Raw genomic sequence first — 15,713 nt, 5'->3', positions numbered from 1 at the left:
TCGCGCCGGACCGGTTGGCGACAATGGCGGTCCGTTTTCCTGGACATCCGATGACAGAACCACACAGCCGCGACCAGATCGCTGACGACATCGCCGCCGAACTGGGCCACAGTTTCGATGGCGAGATCCTGGCCGGCGGCCACTACGTGACGCTGGTGCGCGACGGCCGCACCGTCTACCTCAGCGGCCAGGTGCCGCGCGTGGGCACCACCGTGGTCGTCACCGGCCGCGTGGGCGATGCCGTGTCGCTCGACACCGCGCGCGAAGGCGCCCAGATCTGCGCGCTGCGCAGCCTCGCGCTGCTGCGCCGCGCACTCGGCTCGCTCGATGCGGTCGAGAAGGTGCTGCGCGTGGGCGTGTTCGTACAGTGCACGGCCGGCTTCACGCAGCAGAGCGAGGTGGCCGATGCCGCGTCCGACCTGCTGCACCGCGTGTTCGGCGAGGCCGGCGTGCATGTGCGCACGGCGGTCGGCGTCTATGCACTGCCGAAGAATGCGACGGTCGAGGTCGAGATGACCGTCGCGACCACCCACGCCGCCTGAATCGACTGCGTCAGCTGCGTTCGCGGCGCGCGGGTTCGCTGCGGTGCAGGTGCACCGCCAGCGTGTCGCGCGGCGGGCGCACCGCGCATTGCGCCAACAGCCGGCCGGCTTCGCCCCGGTGGTAGCCGTTGTGCGTCACGACATGGGCCAGCATTTCTTCGCGCGTCATGCGGCCCTTGTCGCCGTCGGTGAACACGAAGGGCAGCGGCTCGGCCAGCAGCGCCGGCGTGAGCGTGTCCAGGTAGGCGAGGTACCAGCGGTCGGACTCGGCCACGGCGGCGCGCAGGTCGGCCAGCGTCGGCGTTTCGGGCGTGTTGTCGTCGGTGAAGCCGTGCGGCGTGCCCGTGAGGTGGCCCGCGAAGATCCGGTTCACCACATGGGCATGGTTGACCACGCGGATCGCGGCATGCCGGGCGTCGGCGTGTTGCACGGGGTCGAGGCTGGCCATGCGGTCCAGCAGCTCGTCGTTGGCCCACGCGTGGTACTGGAACAGCGTGCGCAGCAAGGGTGGGGCGCTCATGTCGGGTGTCCTTGTCGCCGGTCGGCGTTTCGTCGGGGAACCCGGATGTTCGCGGCAGGCGCGGCGCCTGTCTACCCGCTTTCGGATCAGTGTTCGCCGAGCATCCAGCGCGTGCGGTCGCCGCGCCCCGGCAGGTGCAGCGCGGCGGTGGCGGCGGGCGTTTCGGCCAGCAGCCGGCCCTTGCGGAACACCTTGAGCCGCGTTGCGCGCAGGCGGATGGCCTCGACCGGGTCGCGCGCCTGCAGCAGCACGAAGCTGGCGTCGCAGCCGGCTTCCAGGCCGTAGCCGTCCAGGTGCATCACGCGCGCCGCGCGCGTGGTCACGGCCTCGAAGCACTGGTGGATGCCGGCCTGGCCGGTCATCTGCGCCACGTGCAGCCCCATGTGGGCCACCTCGAGCATGTCGCCCGAGCCCATGCCGTACCACGGGTCCATCACGCAGTCGTGGCCGAAGGCGACGTTCACGCCGGCCGCCAGCAGCTCGGGCACGCGCGTCATGCCGCGGCGCTTGGGATAGCTGTCGTGGCGGCCCTGCAGCGTGATGTTGATGAGCGGGTTCGACACCACGCTCACACCGCTCTCGGCGATCAGCGGCAGCAGCTTGCTCACGTAGTAGTTGTCCATCGAGTGCATCGAGGTGCAGTGCGAGCCCGTCACGCGGCCCTGCAGGCCCAGGCGCAGCGTCTCGGCGGCCAGGGTCTCGATGTGGCGCGAGAGCGGGTCGTCCGACTCGTCGCAGTGCATGTCGACCAGCTTGCCGCGCTCGGCCGCCAGCTCGCACAGCAGCTTCACGCTGGCCGCGCCGTCGGCCATGGTGCGCTCGAAATGCGGAATGCCGCCGACCACGTCCACGCCCTTGTCGAGCGCGCGCGTGAGGTTGTCGACGCCGCCAGGCGAACGCAGCACGCCATCCTGCGGAAAGGCCACCAGCTGCAGGTCGATGTAGGGCGCCACCTGGCGCTTCACCTCGAGCAGCGCATCGACCGCGAGCAGGCTGGGGTCGCTCGTGTCCACGTGCGAGCGGATCGCCAGCAGGCCCTTGGCCACGGCCCAGTCGCAATACGCGAGCGCGCGTTCGATGAGCGCATCGGCCGTGAGCAGCGGCTTGAGCTCGCCCCACAGCGCGATGCCTTCGAGCAGCGTGCCGCTCTGGTTGACGCGCGGCTGGCCGTAGCTCAGCGTGGCGTCCATGTGGAAGTGCGGGTCGACGAAGTGCGGCGCGAGCAGCAGGCCCTGGGCGTCGAGCGTCTCGTGCGCGGGCGCGGCCAGGCCGGGCGTGACCTCGGCGATGCGGCCGTCCTGCACGGCGACCGACATGCCGGTGCGGCCGTCGGGGAGGGTGGCGTTGGTGATGAGAAGGTCGAGCATCGGTGGGGTGTTTTTTTTTGAGGGGCGTTCAGCGCGTGCGCTGCGCGCGGAAGCGGTATTGCCCTGCGGCTGGCCCGACCTCGATGGTCACGCGGCGCAGCTTGTCGTCGTGGCCCGAGTCGGCCTTGGCCGTCACCACGATGCCGCGCGGCGTGGCGCGGCAGGTGAGTTCGCTCAGGGAGATTTCCGCGTGGTCGTTGTCGAGCTCGGCGATGGCGGTCGTGTGGACGGCGTACAGGCTGTAGCTGCGGTCGGCCTCGCCGCGCGCCATCCACTGCACGTAGAGGAACGACTGGGCGAAGGCTTCGGCGTGGATCACACGGTAGGTGCCGTGGTGGTCAGGGCCCCAGGTGCCGCAGGTCTGCACCCAGGTGACGGCGTCGTGGGTGGCGAAGCGCTCGGGGCCGTAGTCGGCACCCAATGCATGAGCGCCATTGCCGGCCAGGGCGAGTAGCGCGGTGGCCAGCAGGCGACGGAGGCGGGGCCGCGTCATCGGCATGTCAGCGTTCTCCCTTGCGGTAGGGTTTCATCAGCGCCTGCGGGTAGCTGGCCTTGCGCGCCACCAGCACCAGCGCCAGGATCGACAGCAGGTAGGGCAGCATCAGGTACAGCTGGTAAGGCAGCACGGCATCGCCCGATTGTTGCAGCCGCAGCTGCAGCGCGTCGAAGAACGCGAACAGCAACGCGCCGAGCAGGGCCTTGCCGGGCCGCCATGAGGCGAACACCACCAGCGCCACGCAGATCCAGCCGCGCCCGTTCACCATGTTGAAGAAGAAGGCGTTGAAGGCCGAGAGCGTGAGGAACGCGCCGGCCACGCCCATCAGCGCCGAGCCCGCCACGATGGCGCCCGTGCGCGTGGCCGCGACCGACACGCCCTGGCTCTCGGCCGCCTGCGGGTTCTCGCCCACCATGCGCAGCGCCAGGCCCAGCGGCGTGCGGTACAGCACCCAGGCCACCGCCGGCACCAGCAGCAGCGCGAACAGCGTGAGCGCGGTCTGCGCGCCGAGGATGGGCACGGGCAGCCAGTCCATCGGCGCGAAGGGCGTGATGGTCGGCGGCGTGTTCACCTTCGGAAAGCTCACGCGGTAGCCGAAGTAGCTCAGCGCCGTGGCCAAGAGCGTGATGCCCAGCCCCGAGACGTGCTGCGACAGCGCGAGCCCGACGGTCAGGAAGGCATGCAGCAACCCGAACACCATGCCCGTGAGCGCGGCCACGCCGACGCCGGCCCACAGCGGCGCGCCGGCATACACCGCGAGCCAGCCGGTGAAGGCGCCCGCGACCATGATCCCCTCGATGCCCAGGTTGAGCACGCCCGCGCGCTCGCACAGCAGCACGCCCAGCGTGCCCAGGATGAGCGGCGTGGCGATGCGCAGCACCGCGACCCAGAAGGCGGGGTTGGAAAGAATGTCGAGCAGGTCGGTCATTTCGTCACCCGCACGCGGTACTGCGTGAGCAGCGTCGCCACCAGCACCGCGATCAGCGAGGCCGCGACGATCACGTCGGCGATGTAGGTCGGCACGCCCACGGCGCGGCTCATGGTGTCGGCGCCGACCAGCACGCCGGCCACGAACACGCCGGCGGCGATCACGCCCAGCGGGTGCAGCCCGGCGAGCATCGCGATCACGATGCCCGTGTAGCCGTAGCCCGGCGACATGTCGAGCGTGACGTAGCTCGTGCGGCCCGCCACCTCGATGGCGCCGGCCAGCCCGGCCAGCGCGCCCGAGAGCAGCGCCACCATCACCACGGTGCGCGTCACCGGCACGCCGGCGAAGGCGGCGGCGCGTGCATTGGCGCCCACGGCGCGGATGTCGAAGCCCAGCACCGTGTACTTGAAGATCGCCCACACGATCACCGCGAGCGACACGGCCCACAGCAGCCCGGTGTGCACGCGCGTCTGCGCGATGAGCTTGCCCAGCTCGAGGTCGGACTGCAGCGACACGCTCTGCGGCCAGCCCATCGCCGTCGGGTCTTTCATCGGCCCGTCGAGCAGCGCCGACACGCCCAGCAGCACGATGAAGTTGATGAGCAGCGTGGTCACGACCTCGTCGACGCCGAGCTTGTTCTTCATGAGCGCCGGGCCCAGCAGCATCAGCGCACCGGCCACCGCAGCGGCCAGCATCATCAGCGGGAACAGCACCCACGGCGACAGCTCGAAGCCCGTGCCGCCGTGCATGCCGCCCACGGCCACGGCGGCGAGCGCGCCCGCGAACAGCTGCCCCTCGGCGCCGATGTTGAAGAGCCGCGCCTTGAACGCGACCGTGGCGGCCAGGCCGGTGAGGATGAGCGGAATGGCCCGCGTCAGCGTCTCGCTCCACGCGAACACCGAGCCGAAGCCGCCCTGCAGCAGCAGCGCGTAGGTGCGCCCGACCGGCGCGCCGGCCCAGCGCACGAGCAGCGCGCTCACCAGCAGCGTGAACACGACCGCGCCGATGGGGGCCAGCACCAGCGCGGCGCGCGAGCTTTCGTGGCGTCGTTCGAGGCGCATCATGTGGCGGCTCCCGGGCGTTGCGGCGCGGTGGCGCCGGCCATCGCCAAGCCGATGGCCTCGCGCGTCCAGGCCGCGGCCGGGCGCGCTTCGCCGAGGTGGCCGCCGTGCATCACGGCCACACGGTCGCCGAGCGCGAGTACTTCGTCGAGGTCGTCGGAAATGACGAGCACCGCCGCGCCGGCATCGCGCGCGGCGATGAGCTGCTGCTGCACGTAGGCGACGGCGCCGATGTCCAGCCCCCAGGTCGGCTGGTGCGCGACGATGAGGCGCGGGGCGCGGTTCGGGTACTTCTTGTTGTCGGTGTCTTGTTCCACTTGCTCGGGCGCCAGCAGCGCCCGCCCCAGGATCAGTTTCTGCATGTTGCCGCCCGAGAGCGAACGGGCCGGCGACATCAGGCCGGCGCCGCGCACGTCGAAGGCTTTCTCGATGCGCCGGGCGTGCAGCCGCGCGGCGGCGCGCCGGACGATGAACGACCAGCGTGAAAAGACGGGGCTGCGCAGCCGCTCGGACACGGCGTTCTCCCACACCGGCAGATCGCCGACCACGCCGACCGCGTGCCGGTCTTCGGGGATGCGCGCCACGCCGCGCTGCACCAGCCGGGCGGGCGAGGGCGGCAGCGCGCGGCCCATGAATTGCGCGCTGCCGGAGACGGCGCGGCGCGTGCCGCTCAGCAGCTCGGCCAGCGCGACCTGGCCGTTGCCGGAGACGCCGGCGATGGCGGTGATTTCCCCCGCGCGCAGCGTGAGCGACACCTCGCGCAGGCGGTCCTGCCCGCCGTCTTTCGCCGAGGCCGTGCTCACGTGGTCGAGCACGCAGACCGCGTCGCCCACCGACTTCGCGGGCCGGCGCTGCGGCGCCTCGACCGCGTGGCCGACCATCCACAGCGCGAGCTGCGCCTGCGTGGTGTCGGCCGTGCGCGCCTCGGCCACGAGCTTGCCGCCGCGCAGCACCGCGATGCGCTGCGACACGCGCAGCACCTCGCCGAGCTTGTGGCTGATGAAGATCACCGACAGGCCCTGCGCCACCATCTGCGCGAGCGTGGCGAACAGCGCCTCGCTCTCCTGCGGCGTGAGCACGGCCGTGGGCTCGTCGAGGATCAGGATGCGCGCGCCGCGGTACAGCGCCTTGAGGATTTCCACGCGCTGGCGCTCGCCGACCGAGAGGCTGCCGATGGTCGCGTCGGGTTGCACCGGCAGGCCGAACCGCTGGGCGACCTCGAGCAGCCGCGCACGGGCCGCCGCACGGCGCGAGACCGGGCGCCACAGCGGCTCGGTGCCCATCGTCACGTTGTCGAGCACGCTGAGGTTGTCGGCCAGGGTGAAGTGCTGGTGCACCATGCCCACGCCCGCGGCCAGCGCGGCCTTGGGGTTGCCGGGCGGCAGGGGCGAGCCGAAGACTTCGATGCGGCCTTCGTCGGCGACATAGTGGCCGAACAGGATCGACATCAGCGTCGACTTGCCGGCGCCGTTCTCGCCCAGCAGCGCGAGCACTTCGCCGGCCTGCAGGTCGAGGGAGATGGCGTCGTTGGCCATGAGCGGGCCGAAGCGCTTGGTGATGCCCTGGAGGCGGAGCACGGTGGGGTTCATGGGCAGACAGGTGGCGACGGCAGGTCGCGGCAGAAATTCTCGATGGCCCGGGCGGAGGCGGCGGGCGAGGCCTGTAGCAGGCCGTGGGGGCCGTCGAGCTGCACCAGGTGCAACGCCGACAACCCGCGCTGAATGGCGGCCACCGCGCGGCGCGGCACCACGCGATCCTGCAGCGCCTGCAGGTACATCGCCGGCACACGCACCAACGGCAGCTTGTCGCGCACGTCGACGCGCTGCACTTCCTTCATGCGGTGGGTCATGACCGCGACCGACACCTGCTTCAGCGAAGCCTGGAGCATGTCCGACAGGTGCGGCGACGCCGAGCCGCCCAGCAGCAGGTGCCGCATCGGCGCGCGCATGAGCTTCGAATGCAGCAGGCGCATCGACAGGTCGAGCAGGCCCGCGCGCATCAGCGCCAGGCCGGGTGCGGGCCGGCGCGCGAAGCTGCAGCACAGGATGAGGCCGCGCAGCCCCGGCGGGCGCGAGGCCGCGAGGGAGATGGCCAGCGGCCCGGAAAACGACTCGCCGAGCAGCACGAAGGGTTGCTGCGTCGGCAGTTGCGCGCGCACCAGCGGCTCGAGTTCGTCGTAGCCCAGCACCTGGCGGCCCGGGTAGCGCACGACGTCGATGGCGGCCTGCGGCCCCAGGGCCTGCGCCAGCGGCGCGAAGAGATCGCCGGTGCCGTCCATGCCCGGCAGCAAGACAAGACGAGGCAGGCGCCCGGGCGCCACCGTCATTTCCACGCGGCCAGGAAGGCCAGCATGACCTTGGCCGAGTTGTCGGCCGCGATGCTCATGAAGGTGCCCATCTCGTTCTCGCCGTCGCCGCCGCCCGCGAGGTCGCTCAGCGAGCGGAAGGCGATGTAGGGCACGCCGTTGCTGTAGGCGACCATGCCCACGGCGGCGGTTTCCATGTCGAGCACGTTGGCCTGGAAGGTCTTGTAGGTGTATTCGCGGTAGGCCTTGTTGTCCATGAAGGCCTGGCCCGACACGCCGTTGCCGCCCACCACCAGCTGCGGCTTGCGCGGCAGGCACTTGCCGGCGCCGCAGTTCGCCAGCTCGACGTTGCGGATGCTGCGCGCCACCTCGAGCATCTTCGGATCGGCCGCGAACCAGAACTTGCGCTCGATGCCCGGCTTGGCGGCCGAACGCACCTCGACCGGACGCGGGAAGTTCATGCCGAAGTTGGGCAGCGTGGCGTCGGTGATGAAGGGCGGCGCGCTGTACTTGCCGGGTGCGGTCTCGCGTGCCATGAGCACCTCGAGGTACTGGCCCCACTGGGCCGGCACCGTCACGTCGCCCACGTGCAGCGACGGGTTCACGCCGCCCGCGATGCCGCTGAACACGATGCCGCTGATGCGAAAGCGGTTGAGCACGAGCTGCGTGTTCATGGTCGCGTTCGTCATGCTGATGCCCGAGAGGAACAGCACCACGGGCTTGCCTTCGAGCGTGCCGGTGGTGAACTCGACGCCGTTCACGCTGTGTTTGCGGGGACCCTGCAGGCGCGTGAGCAGCAGCTTGAGCTCGGGCTCGAAGGCCGAGATCACGGCCAGGCGCGGCGTGTCGTCCAGCCGCGTGCTGCTGTTGATGCTGACGACGTCCGACTTGTAGACGCCGACGCAGCCCGTCAGCACGAGGCCGAGCGCGGCGGCCAGGACCGGGCCGCGCAGGCGCTGGAGAAGCGAGGAAGTGTTCGTCATGGTCATCAGGAGTTGGTGGGCGGGAGTGAGGGGCGGTGTGCGGCGTCGGGCGTGGCGATCCAGGCTTGCAGCGCGGCGACGCGCGCGTGCTTCGGTGCCAGGCCGACGAAGGTGGTGTAGGCGGCGAGCGCCTTGGCGTCGTTGCCGGCCTGCAGGTAGGCATCGCCCAGGTTCAGGTAGGCGAGGGCGCGGCTGCCGTCCATGTCGATGGCCTGCTCGAACCAGCGCGCGGCCTCGACCGGCTTGCCGCGCTTGAAGTACACGAAGCCCAGGTTGTTGGCCGCCAGCGCAAAGCGCGGCTGCAGCTTCAGCGCCTCGGTGAAGGCGGCTTCGGCCTCGTCGTAGCGGCGCTCGCGGTACAGCTGCAGGCCGCGGTCGTTGGCGCGCTGGGCGGCCACGCGCGGCGTGAGCGGCGCGGCGGCCGGCATGGTCAGCTTGGTGTCGGCGCCTTCGAGGTTCTTCACCACCACCTCGACGGCGGGCGGGCCGGCCTTGGTCGCCTTGGCCGTCTTGGGTACGGCCGCCGCATGCACGGCCTGCTCGTTGGCCTGGTCGATGCGCTTGTTGACCTGGCTGGCGGCGGCGTCGAGCTGCAGGCTGTCGCCGCTGAGGCCTTCGCGTTCGACGGGCAGCGCGAACACGAACTCGCCGCCTTCCGAGCCCGGCAGGCTGCCGAAGGCCGGCGTCTGCCGCGCGATGGCCGAGACCGCCGGCGCCACGTAGGCCGCGAGTTCGGTGCCGGTGATGACGTTGTCGCCGTTCAGGTCGGCCTTGCCCGACAGCGCCTGCAACATCGTCCAGGTGAAGACCGAGTGGCCGCCGGGCCCGTCGTCGGCCACCTGCTGGTCGGCGCCGCCGGCGGTGAGCATCTGGCGGCCGATGCGGCGCGCGTTGTCGGTCAGGAAATTCCTGTTGCCCTGCGCCGCGCCGCCGCGCGTGAGGCCCAGGCCCGAGTAGCAGGCGTCCACGAGGAACAGCACGTGCTTGGCCGACAGCGCCTCGGCCACCTCCTGCAGCTGCGGCATCGAGATGGCGTCCGACGGCAGGTTGTCCAGCGTGGCGTCGACCGGCACGATGTAGCCGACATCGCGCCCGCTCGCGAGCTTGCGGGTGCTGCCGTGGCCGGCAAAGAACACCAGCACGCGGTCGTCGCGCTTCACGCGCTTGCCGTCGGTCAGCTTTTCGTTCAGCGCGCGCAGGATGTTGGCGCGCGTGGCCTGGTCGTCGTACAGCGCCGTGATGTTCTCGGGCTTGAAGCCGAAGCGCGTCACGAGCAGCTGCTCCATCGCCTTGGCGTCGGGCACCGCGTGGTGCAGGCCGGGCCACTTGGCGTACTTGTCGATGCCGATCACCAGCGCGTGGCTCTCGCGGTAGAGCGTGTCGCCCGAGGTGGCGGCCACGCCGTCGTCGGGTGCGGCCTTTTTCGATGCGCTCACGACGAACTTGCCGTCGCGCCAGGTGGCGAAGCGGTAGCCGTCGGCCACCAGCTGGTCGAGCACCGTGGGCAGCGCCTGCACGGTGCGGCCCTGGATGTCGTGGAACAGGATGACGCCGCGCTTGGCCTTGTCGACCTCGGCCAGCACGCGGTCGGCGATCGACTTGGGCACCGGGTCGGCCCAGTCCATCGAGTCGACAGTCCACATCATGGAGCGCAGCTTGAGCGCCTCGACCGTGCTCAGCTTGGCCTCGTTGCGCGCGCCGTACGGAAAGCGAAAGAGGGTGGACTGCGGCCGGCCGGTGGCATCGAGCAGCGTTTCGGTCTCGCTGGCTTCGACGCGCACCGCGTCGTCCGTCATCTTGGCCATCATGCCGTGGCTGAAGCTGTGGTTGGCGAGCACGTGGCCGGCGGCCAGCACGCGCTTGGCGGTCGCGCCGTTGGCGTTGAGTTGGGCCTTGCCCTGTGCGTCGAGCTTGCCCAGGTTGCGCCCGAGCTGGAAGAAGATGGCGGGCGCGTCGTAGCGCTTCAATATCTCCAGGATCTCGTCGGTGTGTTTGGCGTGCGGGCCGTCGTCGAAGGTCAGCACGACGGTCTTGGCCGGCAGCGAGGTGCCGAAGATTTCGCGTGCGTCCGCGCTGTCCTTTTCCTTGGCGCCGCCCGGGGGCTGCGTGTAGGGAACGATGGCGCCGAAGTCTTTCAGGATCTGCTCGCGCGAGTACAGGCCCTGCAGCTTGGCCACGTAGTCGGCCCACTTCTCGCGCTTGGGCTCGATGCCACGCTGCGCGAAGCGGCCGAACACGTCTTTCAGCTCGCGGTCGTAGGCCTGCTCGATCTCGGCGAGCACGGCCAGGTCTTCGCTGGCGCGGCGGCCGAGCTTGAGCCCGGACAGCGACTGCGCCTGGCTGTAGCGCGTGCTCAGCTCGGACAGGAACTCCTTGAACGCCAGCCGGTCGGCATCGAACCAGCTGGGCTCGCTCTCGATGCGGTCGAGCAGTGCGTTCAGGCCCGCCACGGCGGCGGGGTCCGTCATGTCCGCGGCCTGGGCGACCAGCGCCTGCTGGCGCTCCTGCATCTCGTGGAACAGCTGCTGCCCGACGGCGCTGACGGCGCGCTTCTCGGCCGCCTCGAGCGCACGCTCGCCGGTCATCAGCACGATCATCTGGCGGTGCGCGGCGAGCAGGGCGTCGGCGCGCGCCTGCAGCGCGGCCGGAATGCCGACCGGTGGCGCGACCACCGGCGGTGCAACGGCAGCGGGCGCCGAGGCGGCCGATACGGGCACCTCGGCCACCGGGGCCGGGGCCGTCGGCTCAGGTTGACAGGCGGCGAGCCCGGCGGCCAACGCCGCGATGGCCATGCCATGGATTGCGGTCTGCCATCGCGCACGCTTCATGGGTTCGGGTCTGCTCGCTTGTCTGTCTGCTTGTTACTTGGCGGTGGACTTCGGCTGGGCGTCGTCCACCTTCACGGTGAACTTGCCGGCCAGGATGTCGGCTTGCTTCGCCTTCACCTTGGCCACGATGTCGGCCGGCACCTTCTTCTCGAAGGTGCCCAGCGGCGCGAGTTCAGAGCCCTTGTGCTTCATGTGCGAATACACGCCGTAGTCCTCGGCGGCGAACTTGCCTTCCTTCACCAGCTTGATGGCGCGGTCGGCCGAGGGCTCGAAGTTCCACAGCGCCGAGGCCACCACCGTGTCGGGGTACTGGGCCTGCGTGTCGATCACGTTGCCGATGGCGAGCTTGCCCTTTTCCTTGGCCGCGTCCGACACGCCGAAGCGCTCGGCGTACATGATGTCGGCGCCCTTGTCGATCATCGCGAAGGCCGCTTCCTTGGCCTTCGGCGGGTCGAACCAGCTGTTGATGAAGCTCACGCTGAACTCCACCTTCGGGTTCGTTTCCTTCGCGCCCGCCATGAACGCGTTCATGAGCCGGTTCACTTCGGGGATCGGGAAGCCGCCGACCATGCCGATGCGGTTGCTCTTGGTCATGCCGCCCGCGACCATGCCGCTGAGGTAGGCCGGTTCCTGGATGTAGTTGTCGAACACCGAGAAGTTGGGCGCCTGCGGCTTCAGCGACGAGCCCATGAGGAACGCCACCTTGGGGAAGTCCTTCGCGACCTTGCGCGCCGCCGCTTCCACGCCGAACACCTCGCCCAGGATCAGCTGGTTGCCGCCCGTGGCGTACTCGCGCATCACGCGCTCGTAGTCGGCATTGCTCACGTTCTCGGTGGCCTTGTATTCGATCTCCCCACGCGCCTCGGCCGCCTTCAGCGCCTTGTGGATGCGGCCCACCCATTGCTGCTCGAACGGCACCGTGTACACGGCAGCCACCTTGAGCTTGGCCTGCGCGAGCGCAAGGCCCGGGGCGCCCGCCGCAAGCGCTGCGGCGACGGCGATGGAACGAACGATCAATTGACGGCGTGCTGTCACGGTCTTCTCCTCGGTCTGTAAAAAAATCAAGCGCTGCAATCCCCGTGCCCACCGAACCCAACCGAGCCGGCCGCTTGCGGCAGGCTCCCTTCCAGCAAACACCGAGGAACCGGCTCCGCCGGGCCTCAGGTGTTGCCCCCGGTAGGGGGAAGGAGCAGCGACACGAAGTGCGCGAAGCCTGGGGGCGAGCCTACTTCGTGCCGAAGATGCGGTCGCCGGCGTCGCCCAGGCCCGGCAGGATGTAGCCGTGGCTGTCCAGCTCGCGGTCGATGGCGGCGGTGTAGATCGGCACGTCGGGGTGCGCGGTCTGCATCGTCTTCACGCCCTCGGGGCAGGTCAGCAGGCAGACGAACTTGATCGACTTGGGGTTGAGTTCCTTCAGCCGTTCGACCGCGGCCACGGCCGAGTTGCCGGTGGCCAGCATGGGGTCGACCACGATCACGTCGCGGTTCTCCATCTCGCCGGGCATCTTGAAGTAGTACTCGACCGCCGTGAGCGTCTTGGGGTCGCGGTACAGGCCGATGTGGCCGACGCGCGCGCCCGGCACCACCGTGAGCATGCCGTCCAGGATGCCGGTGCCGGCCCGCAGGATCGACACCAGCACCACCTTCTTGCCGTCGATGACCTTGGCCTGCATGGTCTCCAGCGGGGTCTCGACCTCGATGTCCTGCATCGGCATGTCGCGCGTGACCTCGTAGGCCATCAGCATGCTGATTTCGTTCAAGAGCCGGCGAAAGCTGTTGGTGGAGGCGTCCTTGCGGCGCATCAGCGTGAGCTTGTGCTGGACGAGGGGGTGGTCGACGAGGTGGACGTTGCTCATTGGAGTCTTCTTTTGGTGTGCCGTTGCGGAAAACAGGAGAGTCTAAAAGACTAGAAGACGGTGCCGTCGCTCTCGATCTGCAGCGGTGGCGCACCGTTTCGCAAGCGCTGTGCCAGCACCCGGCCCGCGGCCCAGGTGCCGCCTTCGAGCACGCAGGCCAGGGGCAGCTCTTCCTCGGTGCGGTCGAGCACCTTGCGCACGCGCGGGGCGATTTCGTCGAGCAGCGCCACGGTGAGGGCGCGCCATTCGACGATGAACTCGTCGCCGGCCTTCCAGCGGCGGGTGAGAAAGGCCGCCTCGCGCGGCACGATCACGCCGCTGTCGATCAGCAGGCCGCCGTTGCGGTACTCGGGCAGGGCGGTGAGCGCGTCGAGGTGGCGCACCTTCACGCCGGCCCATTCGAAGGGCTCGAGCAGCGAGTACGTGAGCCACTGCGACAGCTTGTGGAACGGCATCCAGCCGTTGGTGAGCCCGGGGCCGGTGACGGCGCTGTGGCGCCAGCAGTCGCCCAGTGCGAAGGCCGGGTCGCCGGAGCCTCCAACGTTGTCGCTGCCGTCGGCCGCCAGGCTGTCGATGGCGTTGGCCGAGGGCCAGATGTGCGAGAGGGTGTCGAGCAGCAGCGACAAAATCTGGTGCGCCGTGATCTCGGCCGTGGGCGGCGAGGCCGCGCCCAGCGGGGCCACGAGCGCGTCGAAAAGGCCGGCGGGCCGGCCGTCGTCGCCGAAGGTCTCGGGCTGCTCGCTCATGGCCTCGCCCAGGCGGCGCAGCAGCACCGCGCGTCCGGCCAGGCCGACCAGCGGATTGACCTCGCTCACCTGGAAGGCGTCGCCCAGGCGCTCGGTCACGAGGCCGCGCAGGCCGGCCGCGTCGGCCTGCAGTGGGTGGTTCGGGTCGGACGAAAAGAGCCCGCTGGTGAACGCATGGAAACACGCCACGCCCAGGCCTTCGGAGCGCGTGAAGCGCAGGCCGGTGGCCGGTTCGGTGTAGTGCCAGGTCGGGCCGGCGCCGGCGTCGAGCAGCACGCTCACCAGCGTGAGGTCGATGTGGGCGCGGGCGCGCTGGCGGGCGTCGAGGCCCTTGCCGAGCAGCGCGTCGAGCTGCAGGCGGCGGTCGACGCCGCCGGCCTCGAAGTGGCGCCAGCGGCTGTGGTACGGGATGGTGTCCCAGGGGTAACGCTCGCGCGTGACCTCGGCCACGGTGCGTGCCGCGTCCTCGAGCGCGTCGTCGCTGCCGATGCGGAACCATTGCGACTCGCCGCGGCGCGCGCGTGCCAGCAGGGCGCCCGCGCGCTGGCGGATGGCGGTGGTGGTGCGCAGCAAGGTGGCGGCGCCGGCCGGGTGGGCGGTGTCGGGCGCGAACTCGATCGACGGATCGACAGCGCCCGCGCCGCCGGGGCGCAGGCTGCCGGAACCGTCGGCGGGCAGGTCGATGTCGGTGCTTCGGCTCATTCGCTCAATCCCCGGCCCTTGGCCTTTTTCAGTTCCTCTGCGTCCGGCACCGGGCCGGGCGTGAAATAGCCGGCTGCCATCTTGGCGTCCATCTCGACGCGGGCGTCGGCCGGGATCAGTTCGTCGGGAATGTTCACGCGCTCGCCGATCTCGATGCCCGAGCCGGTGATCGCGTCGAACTTCATGTTGCTCATCGACACGAGGCGGTGGATCTTCTTGATGCCCAGCCAGTGGAAGACGTCGGGCATCAGCTCCTGGAAGCGCATGTCCTGCACGCCGGCCACGCACTCGGTGCGCGCGAAATACTGGTCGGCCGTGTCGCCGCCGACCTGGCGCTTGCGGGCGTTGTAGACCAGGAACTTGGTCACTTCGCCGAGCGCGCGGCCTTCCTTGCGCGAGTAGGCGATGAGGCCCACGCCGCCGCGCTGCGCGCCCTGGATGCATTCCTCGATGGCGTGCGTGAGGTAGGGCCGGCAGGTGCAGATGTCGGAGCCGAACACGTCGGAGCCGTTGCACTCGTCGTGGATGCGCGCGGTGAGTTCGACCTCGGGGTTGGCCAGGTCGCGCGGGTTGCCGAAGATGTAGAGCGTCTGCCCGCCGATGGGCGGCAGGAACACCTCGAGGTCGGAGCGCGTGACGAGTTCGGGGTACATGCCGCCGGTTTCCTCGAACAGCGTGCGGCGCAGGTCGGTTTCGGAGCAGCCGAAGCGGCGCGCCACCTCGGGCAGGTACCACACGGGTTCGATGGCCGCCTTGGTCACCATCGCGGCGCCGCCCGTGGTGAGGAAGTGGCCGTCGGCCTTCAGGCGCCCGCTTTGCAGCGCCTCGATCACCTCGGGCAGGATCACGTGGGCCTTGGTGATCGCGATGGTCGGGCGGATGTCGTAGCCGGCCGCGAGTTCGGTGGAAAACACGTCGGCCACGAGCGCGCCCCAGGGGTCGAGCGAGACGATGCGCCCGGGCTCGCTCCACTGCGGATAGGGGCCGATGACGTCGGTGGGCGCGGTGTTGGTGAGGTCGGCCTTGTGTTCGCGCTTCAGGGCGCCGGCCGCCACGGCCAGCGCGCGGTACACGCTGTACGAGCCGCTGTGCGTGCCGATGACGTTGCGGTGCGCGCGCTTGGTGGTGGTGCCGACCACGGGCCCGCGCTCGGTGGCGGTGGCCGCGCCCCAGTGGATGGGCAGGGCGCCGAAGCCGCCGGCATGCGAGGTCAGGCGGATGTGGCCGGTCGAGGACGAGGGGTGGAGCGGAGGGCTCTGCGCCGGGCTGGCACCGGTCGCGGTCGGCAAGGCGGAAGGGAGCGCGGTACTGTCTGCAGACATTTGAGGCCCTCAAAAAATGCAATGTACCGAGCACTTGTGCGGCTGGCAAGCGAGGGCC

The 15,713-nt window shown here is 70.2% G+C and carries 14 protein-coding genes; 1 reads left to right on the top strand and 13 read right to left on the bottom strand.

The window, feature by feature from the left end:
• The first annotated feature begins 50 nt into the window (after positions 1-50).
• Positions 51-542 (top strand): RidA family protein, encoded by a 492-nt coding sequence (locus AC1RGU_RS10380; protein ID WP_492696341.1) that lies wholly within the window; start codon positions 51-53, stop codon positions 540-542.
• Between the two features lie 10 nt (positions 543-552).
• Here the strand turns inward: AC1RGU_RS10380 and AC1RGU_RS10375 are convergent, their stop codons facing one another.
• The 13 genes from AC1RGU_RS10375 to AC1RGU_RS10315 form a co-directional block, all read right to left on the bottom strand.
• Positions 553-1,062, bottom strand: coding sequence for a DinB family protein (locus tag AC1RGU_RS10375; RefSeq protein ID WP_062477792.1), 510 nt, complete (start codon positions 1,060-1,062; stop codon positions 553-555).
• 86 nt (positions 1,063-1,148) lie between these two features.
• Positions 1,149-2,429 (bottom strand): amidohydrolase family protein, encoded by a 1,281-nt coding sequence (locus AC1RGU_RS10370; protein WP_062477789.1) that lies wholly within the window; start codon positions 2,427-2,429, stop codon positions 1,149-1,151.
• 28 nt (positions 2,430-2,457) lie between these two features.
• On the bottom strand, positions 2,458-2,928 hold the full coding sequence (locus AC1RGU_RS10365; RefSeq protein WP_492740794.1) for a hypothetical protein: 471 nt from the start codon (positions 2,926-2,928) through the stop codon (positions 2,458-2,460).
• A gap of 1 nt (position 2,929) precedes the next feature.
• Complete coding sequence (locus AC1RGU_RS10360) at positions 2,930-3,853, bottom strand: ABC transporter permease (protein WP_062477785.1); 924 nt, start codon at positions 3,851-3,853, stop codon at positions 2,930-2,932.
• On the bottom strand, positions 3,850-4,914 hold the full coding sequence (locus AC1RGU_RS10355; RefSeq protein ID WP_390349899.1) for an ABC transporter permease: 1,065 nt from the start codon (positions 4,912-4,914) through the stop codon (positions 3,850-3,852). The genes AC1RGU_RS10360 and AC1RGU_RS10355 overlap by 4 nt, the downstream gene beginning before the upstream one ends.
• Complete coding sequence (locus tag AC1RGU_RS10350; protein ID WP_492696340.1) at positions 4,914-6,503, bottom strand: ABC transporter ATP-binding protein; 1,590 nt, start codon at positions 6,501-6,503, stop codon at positions 4,914-4,916. The genes AC1RGU_RS10355 and AC1RGU_RS10350 overlap by 1 nt, the downstream gene beginning before the upstream one ends.
• Positions 6,500-7,240 (bottom strand): alpha/beta fold hydrolase, encoded by a 741-nt coding sequence (locus AC1RGU_RS10345; RefSeq protein WP_492696460.1) that lies wholly within the window; start codon positions 7,238-7,240, stop codon positions 6,500-6,502. Before AC1RGU_RS10345 ends, AC1RGU_RS10350 begins: the two co-directional genes overlap by 4 nt.
• Complete coding sequence (locus AC1RGU_RS10340; RefSeq protein WP_206167779.1) at positions 7,237-8,208, bottom strand: 5'-methylthioadenosine/S-adenosylhomocysteine nucleosidase; 972 nt, start codon at positions 8,206-8,208, stop codon at positions 7,237-7,239. Before AC1RGU_RS10340 ends, AC1RGU_RS10345 begins: the two co-directional genes overlap by 4 nt.
• Positions 8,208-11,030 carry a polysaccharide deacetylase family protein gene (locus tag AC1RGU_RS10335; RefSeq protein WP_492696339.1) on the bottom strand — a complete coding sequence of 941 codons (2,823 nt, stop codon included), beginning with the start codon at positions 11,028-11,030 and terminating at the stop codon, positions 8,208-8,210. The genes AC1RGU_RS10340 and AC1RGU_RS10335 overlap by 1 nt, the downstream gene beginning before the upstream one ends.
• A gap of 33 nt (positions 11,031-11,063) precedes the next feature.
• Positions 11,064-12,065: a BMP family protein gene (locus AC1RGU_RS10330; protein ID WP_062477866.1), complete on the bottom strand. Its 1,002-nt coding sequence runs from the start codon at positions 12,063-12,065 to the stop codon at positions 11,064-11,066.
• 190 nt (positions 12,066-12,255) lie between these two features.
• Complete coding sequence (gene upp, locus AC1RGU_RS10325; protein ID WP_062477764.1) at positions 12,256-12,885, bottom strand: uracil phosphoribosyltransferase; 630 nt, start codon at positions 12,883-12,885, stop codon at positions 12,256-12,258.
• Between the two features lie 50 nt (positions 12,886-12,935).
• Entirely contained in the window at positions 12,936-14,333 is a 1,398-nt protein-coding gene (locus tag AC1RGU_RS10320; RefSeq protein ID WP_492696338.1) for a URC4/urg3 family protein, read from the bottom strand.
• Complete coding sequence (locus AC1RGU_RS10315; RefSeq protein WP_159271758.1) at positions 14,330-15,655, bottom strand: GTP cyclohydrolase II; 1,326 nt, start codon at positions 15,653-15,655, stop codon at positions 14,330-14,332. The genes AC1RGU_RS10320 and AC1RGU_RS10315 overlap by 4 nt, the downstream gene beginning before the upstream one ends.
• Positions 15,656-15,713: the final 58 nt, after the last annotated feature.

It is taken from the genome of Variovorax sp. GW823-FHT02B07, assembly GCF_058797695.1.
Note: the sequence above shows the minus strand (reverse complement) of the source record. Positions and strands in the feature narration are given on the sequence as shown.

What these genes read in the sequence shown, in the direction of transcription:
- AC1RGU_RS10380 (WP_492696341.1), top strand. Translation starts at nt 51, where the DNA reads ATGACAGAACCACACAGCCGCGACCAGATCGCTGACGACATCGCCGCC.
- AC1RGU_RS10370 (WP_062477789.1), bottom strand. Translation starts at nt 2,429, where the DNA reads ATGCTCGACCTTCTCATCACCAACGCCACCCTCCCCGACGGCCGCACC.
- AC1RGU_RS10375 (WP_062477792.1), bottom strand. Translation starts at nt 1,062, where the DNA reads ATGAGCGCCCCACCCTTGCTGCGCACGCTGTTCCAGTACCACGCGTGG.
- AC1RGU_RS10360 (WP_062477785.1), bottom strand. Translation starts at nt 3,853, where the DNA reads ATGACCGACCTGCTCGACATTCTTTCCAACCCCGCCTTCTGGGTCGCG.
- AC1RGU_RS10345 (WP_492696460.1), bottom strand. Translation starts at nt 7,240, where the DNA reads ATGACGGTGGCGCCCGGGCGCCTGCCTCGTCTTGTCTTGCTGCCGGGC.
- AC1RGU_RS10315 (WP_159271758.1), bottom strand. Translation starts at nt 15,655, where the DNA reads ATGTCTGCAGACAGTACCGCGCTCCCTTCCGCCTTGCCGACCGCGACC.
- AC1RGU_RS10335 (WP_492696339.1), bottom strand. Translation starts at nt 11,030, where the DNA reads ATGAAGCGTGCGCGATGGCAGACCGCAATCCATGGCATGGCCATCGCG.
- upp (WP_062477764.1), bottom strand. Translation starts at nt 12,885, where the DNA reads ATGAGCAACGTCCACCTCGTCGACCACCCCCTCGTCCAGCACAAGCTC.
- AC1RGU_RS10355 (WP_390349899.1), bottom strand. Translation starts at nt 4,914, where the DNA reads ATGCGCCTCGAACGACGCCACGAAAGCTCGCGCGCCGCGCTGGTGCTG.
- AC1RGU_RS10350 (WP_492696340.1), bottom strand. Translation starts at nt 6,503, where the DNA reads ATGAACCCCACCGTGCTCCGCCTCCAGGGCATCACCAAGCGCTTCGGC.
- AC1RGU_RS10320 (WP_492696338.1), bottom strand. Translation starts at nt 14,333, where the DNA reads ATGAGCCGAAGCACCGACATCGACCTGCCCGCCGACGGTTCCGGCAGC.
- AC1RGU_RS10340 (WP_206167779.1), bottom strand. Translation starts at nt 8,208, where the DNA reads ATGACCATGACGAACACTTCCTCGCTTCTCCAGCGCCTGCGCGGCCCG.
- AC1RGU_RS10365 (WP_492740794.1), bottom strand. Translation starts at nt 2,928, where the DNA reads ATGCCGATGACGCGGCCCCGCCTCCGTCGCCTGCTGGCCACCGCGCTA.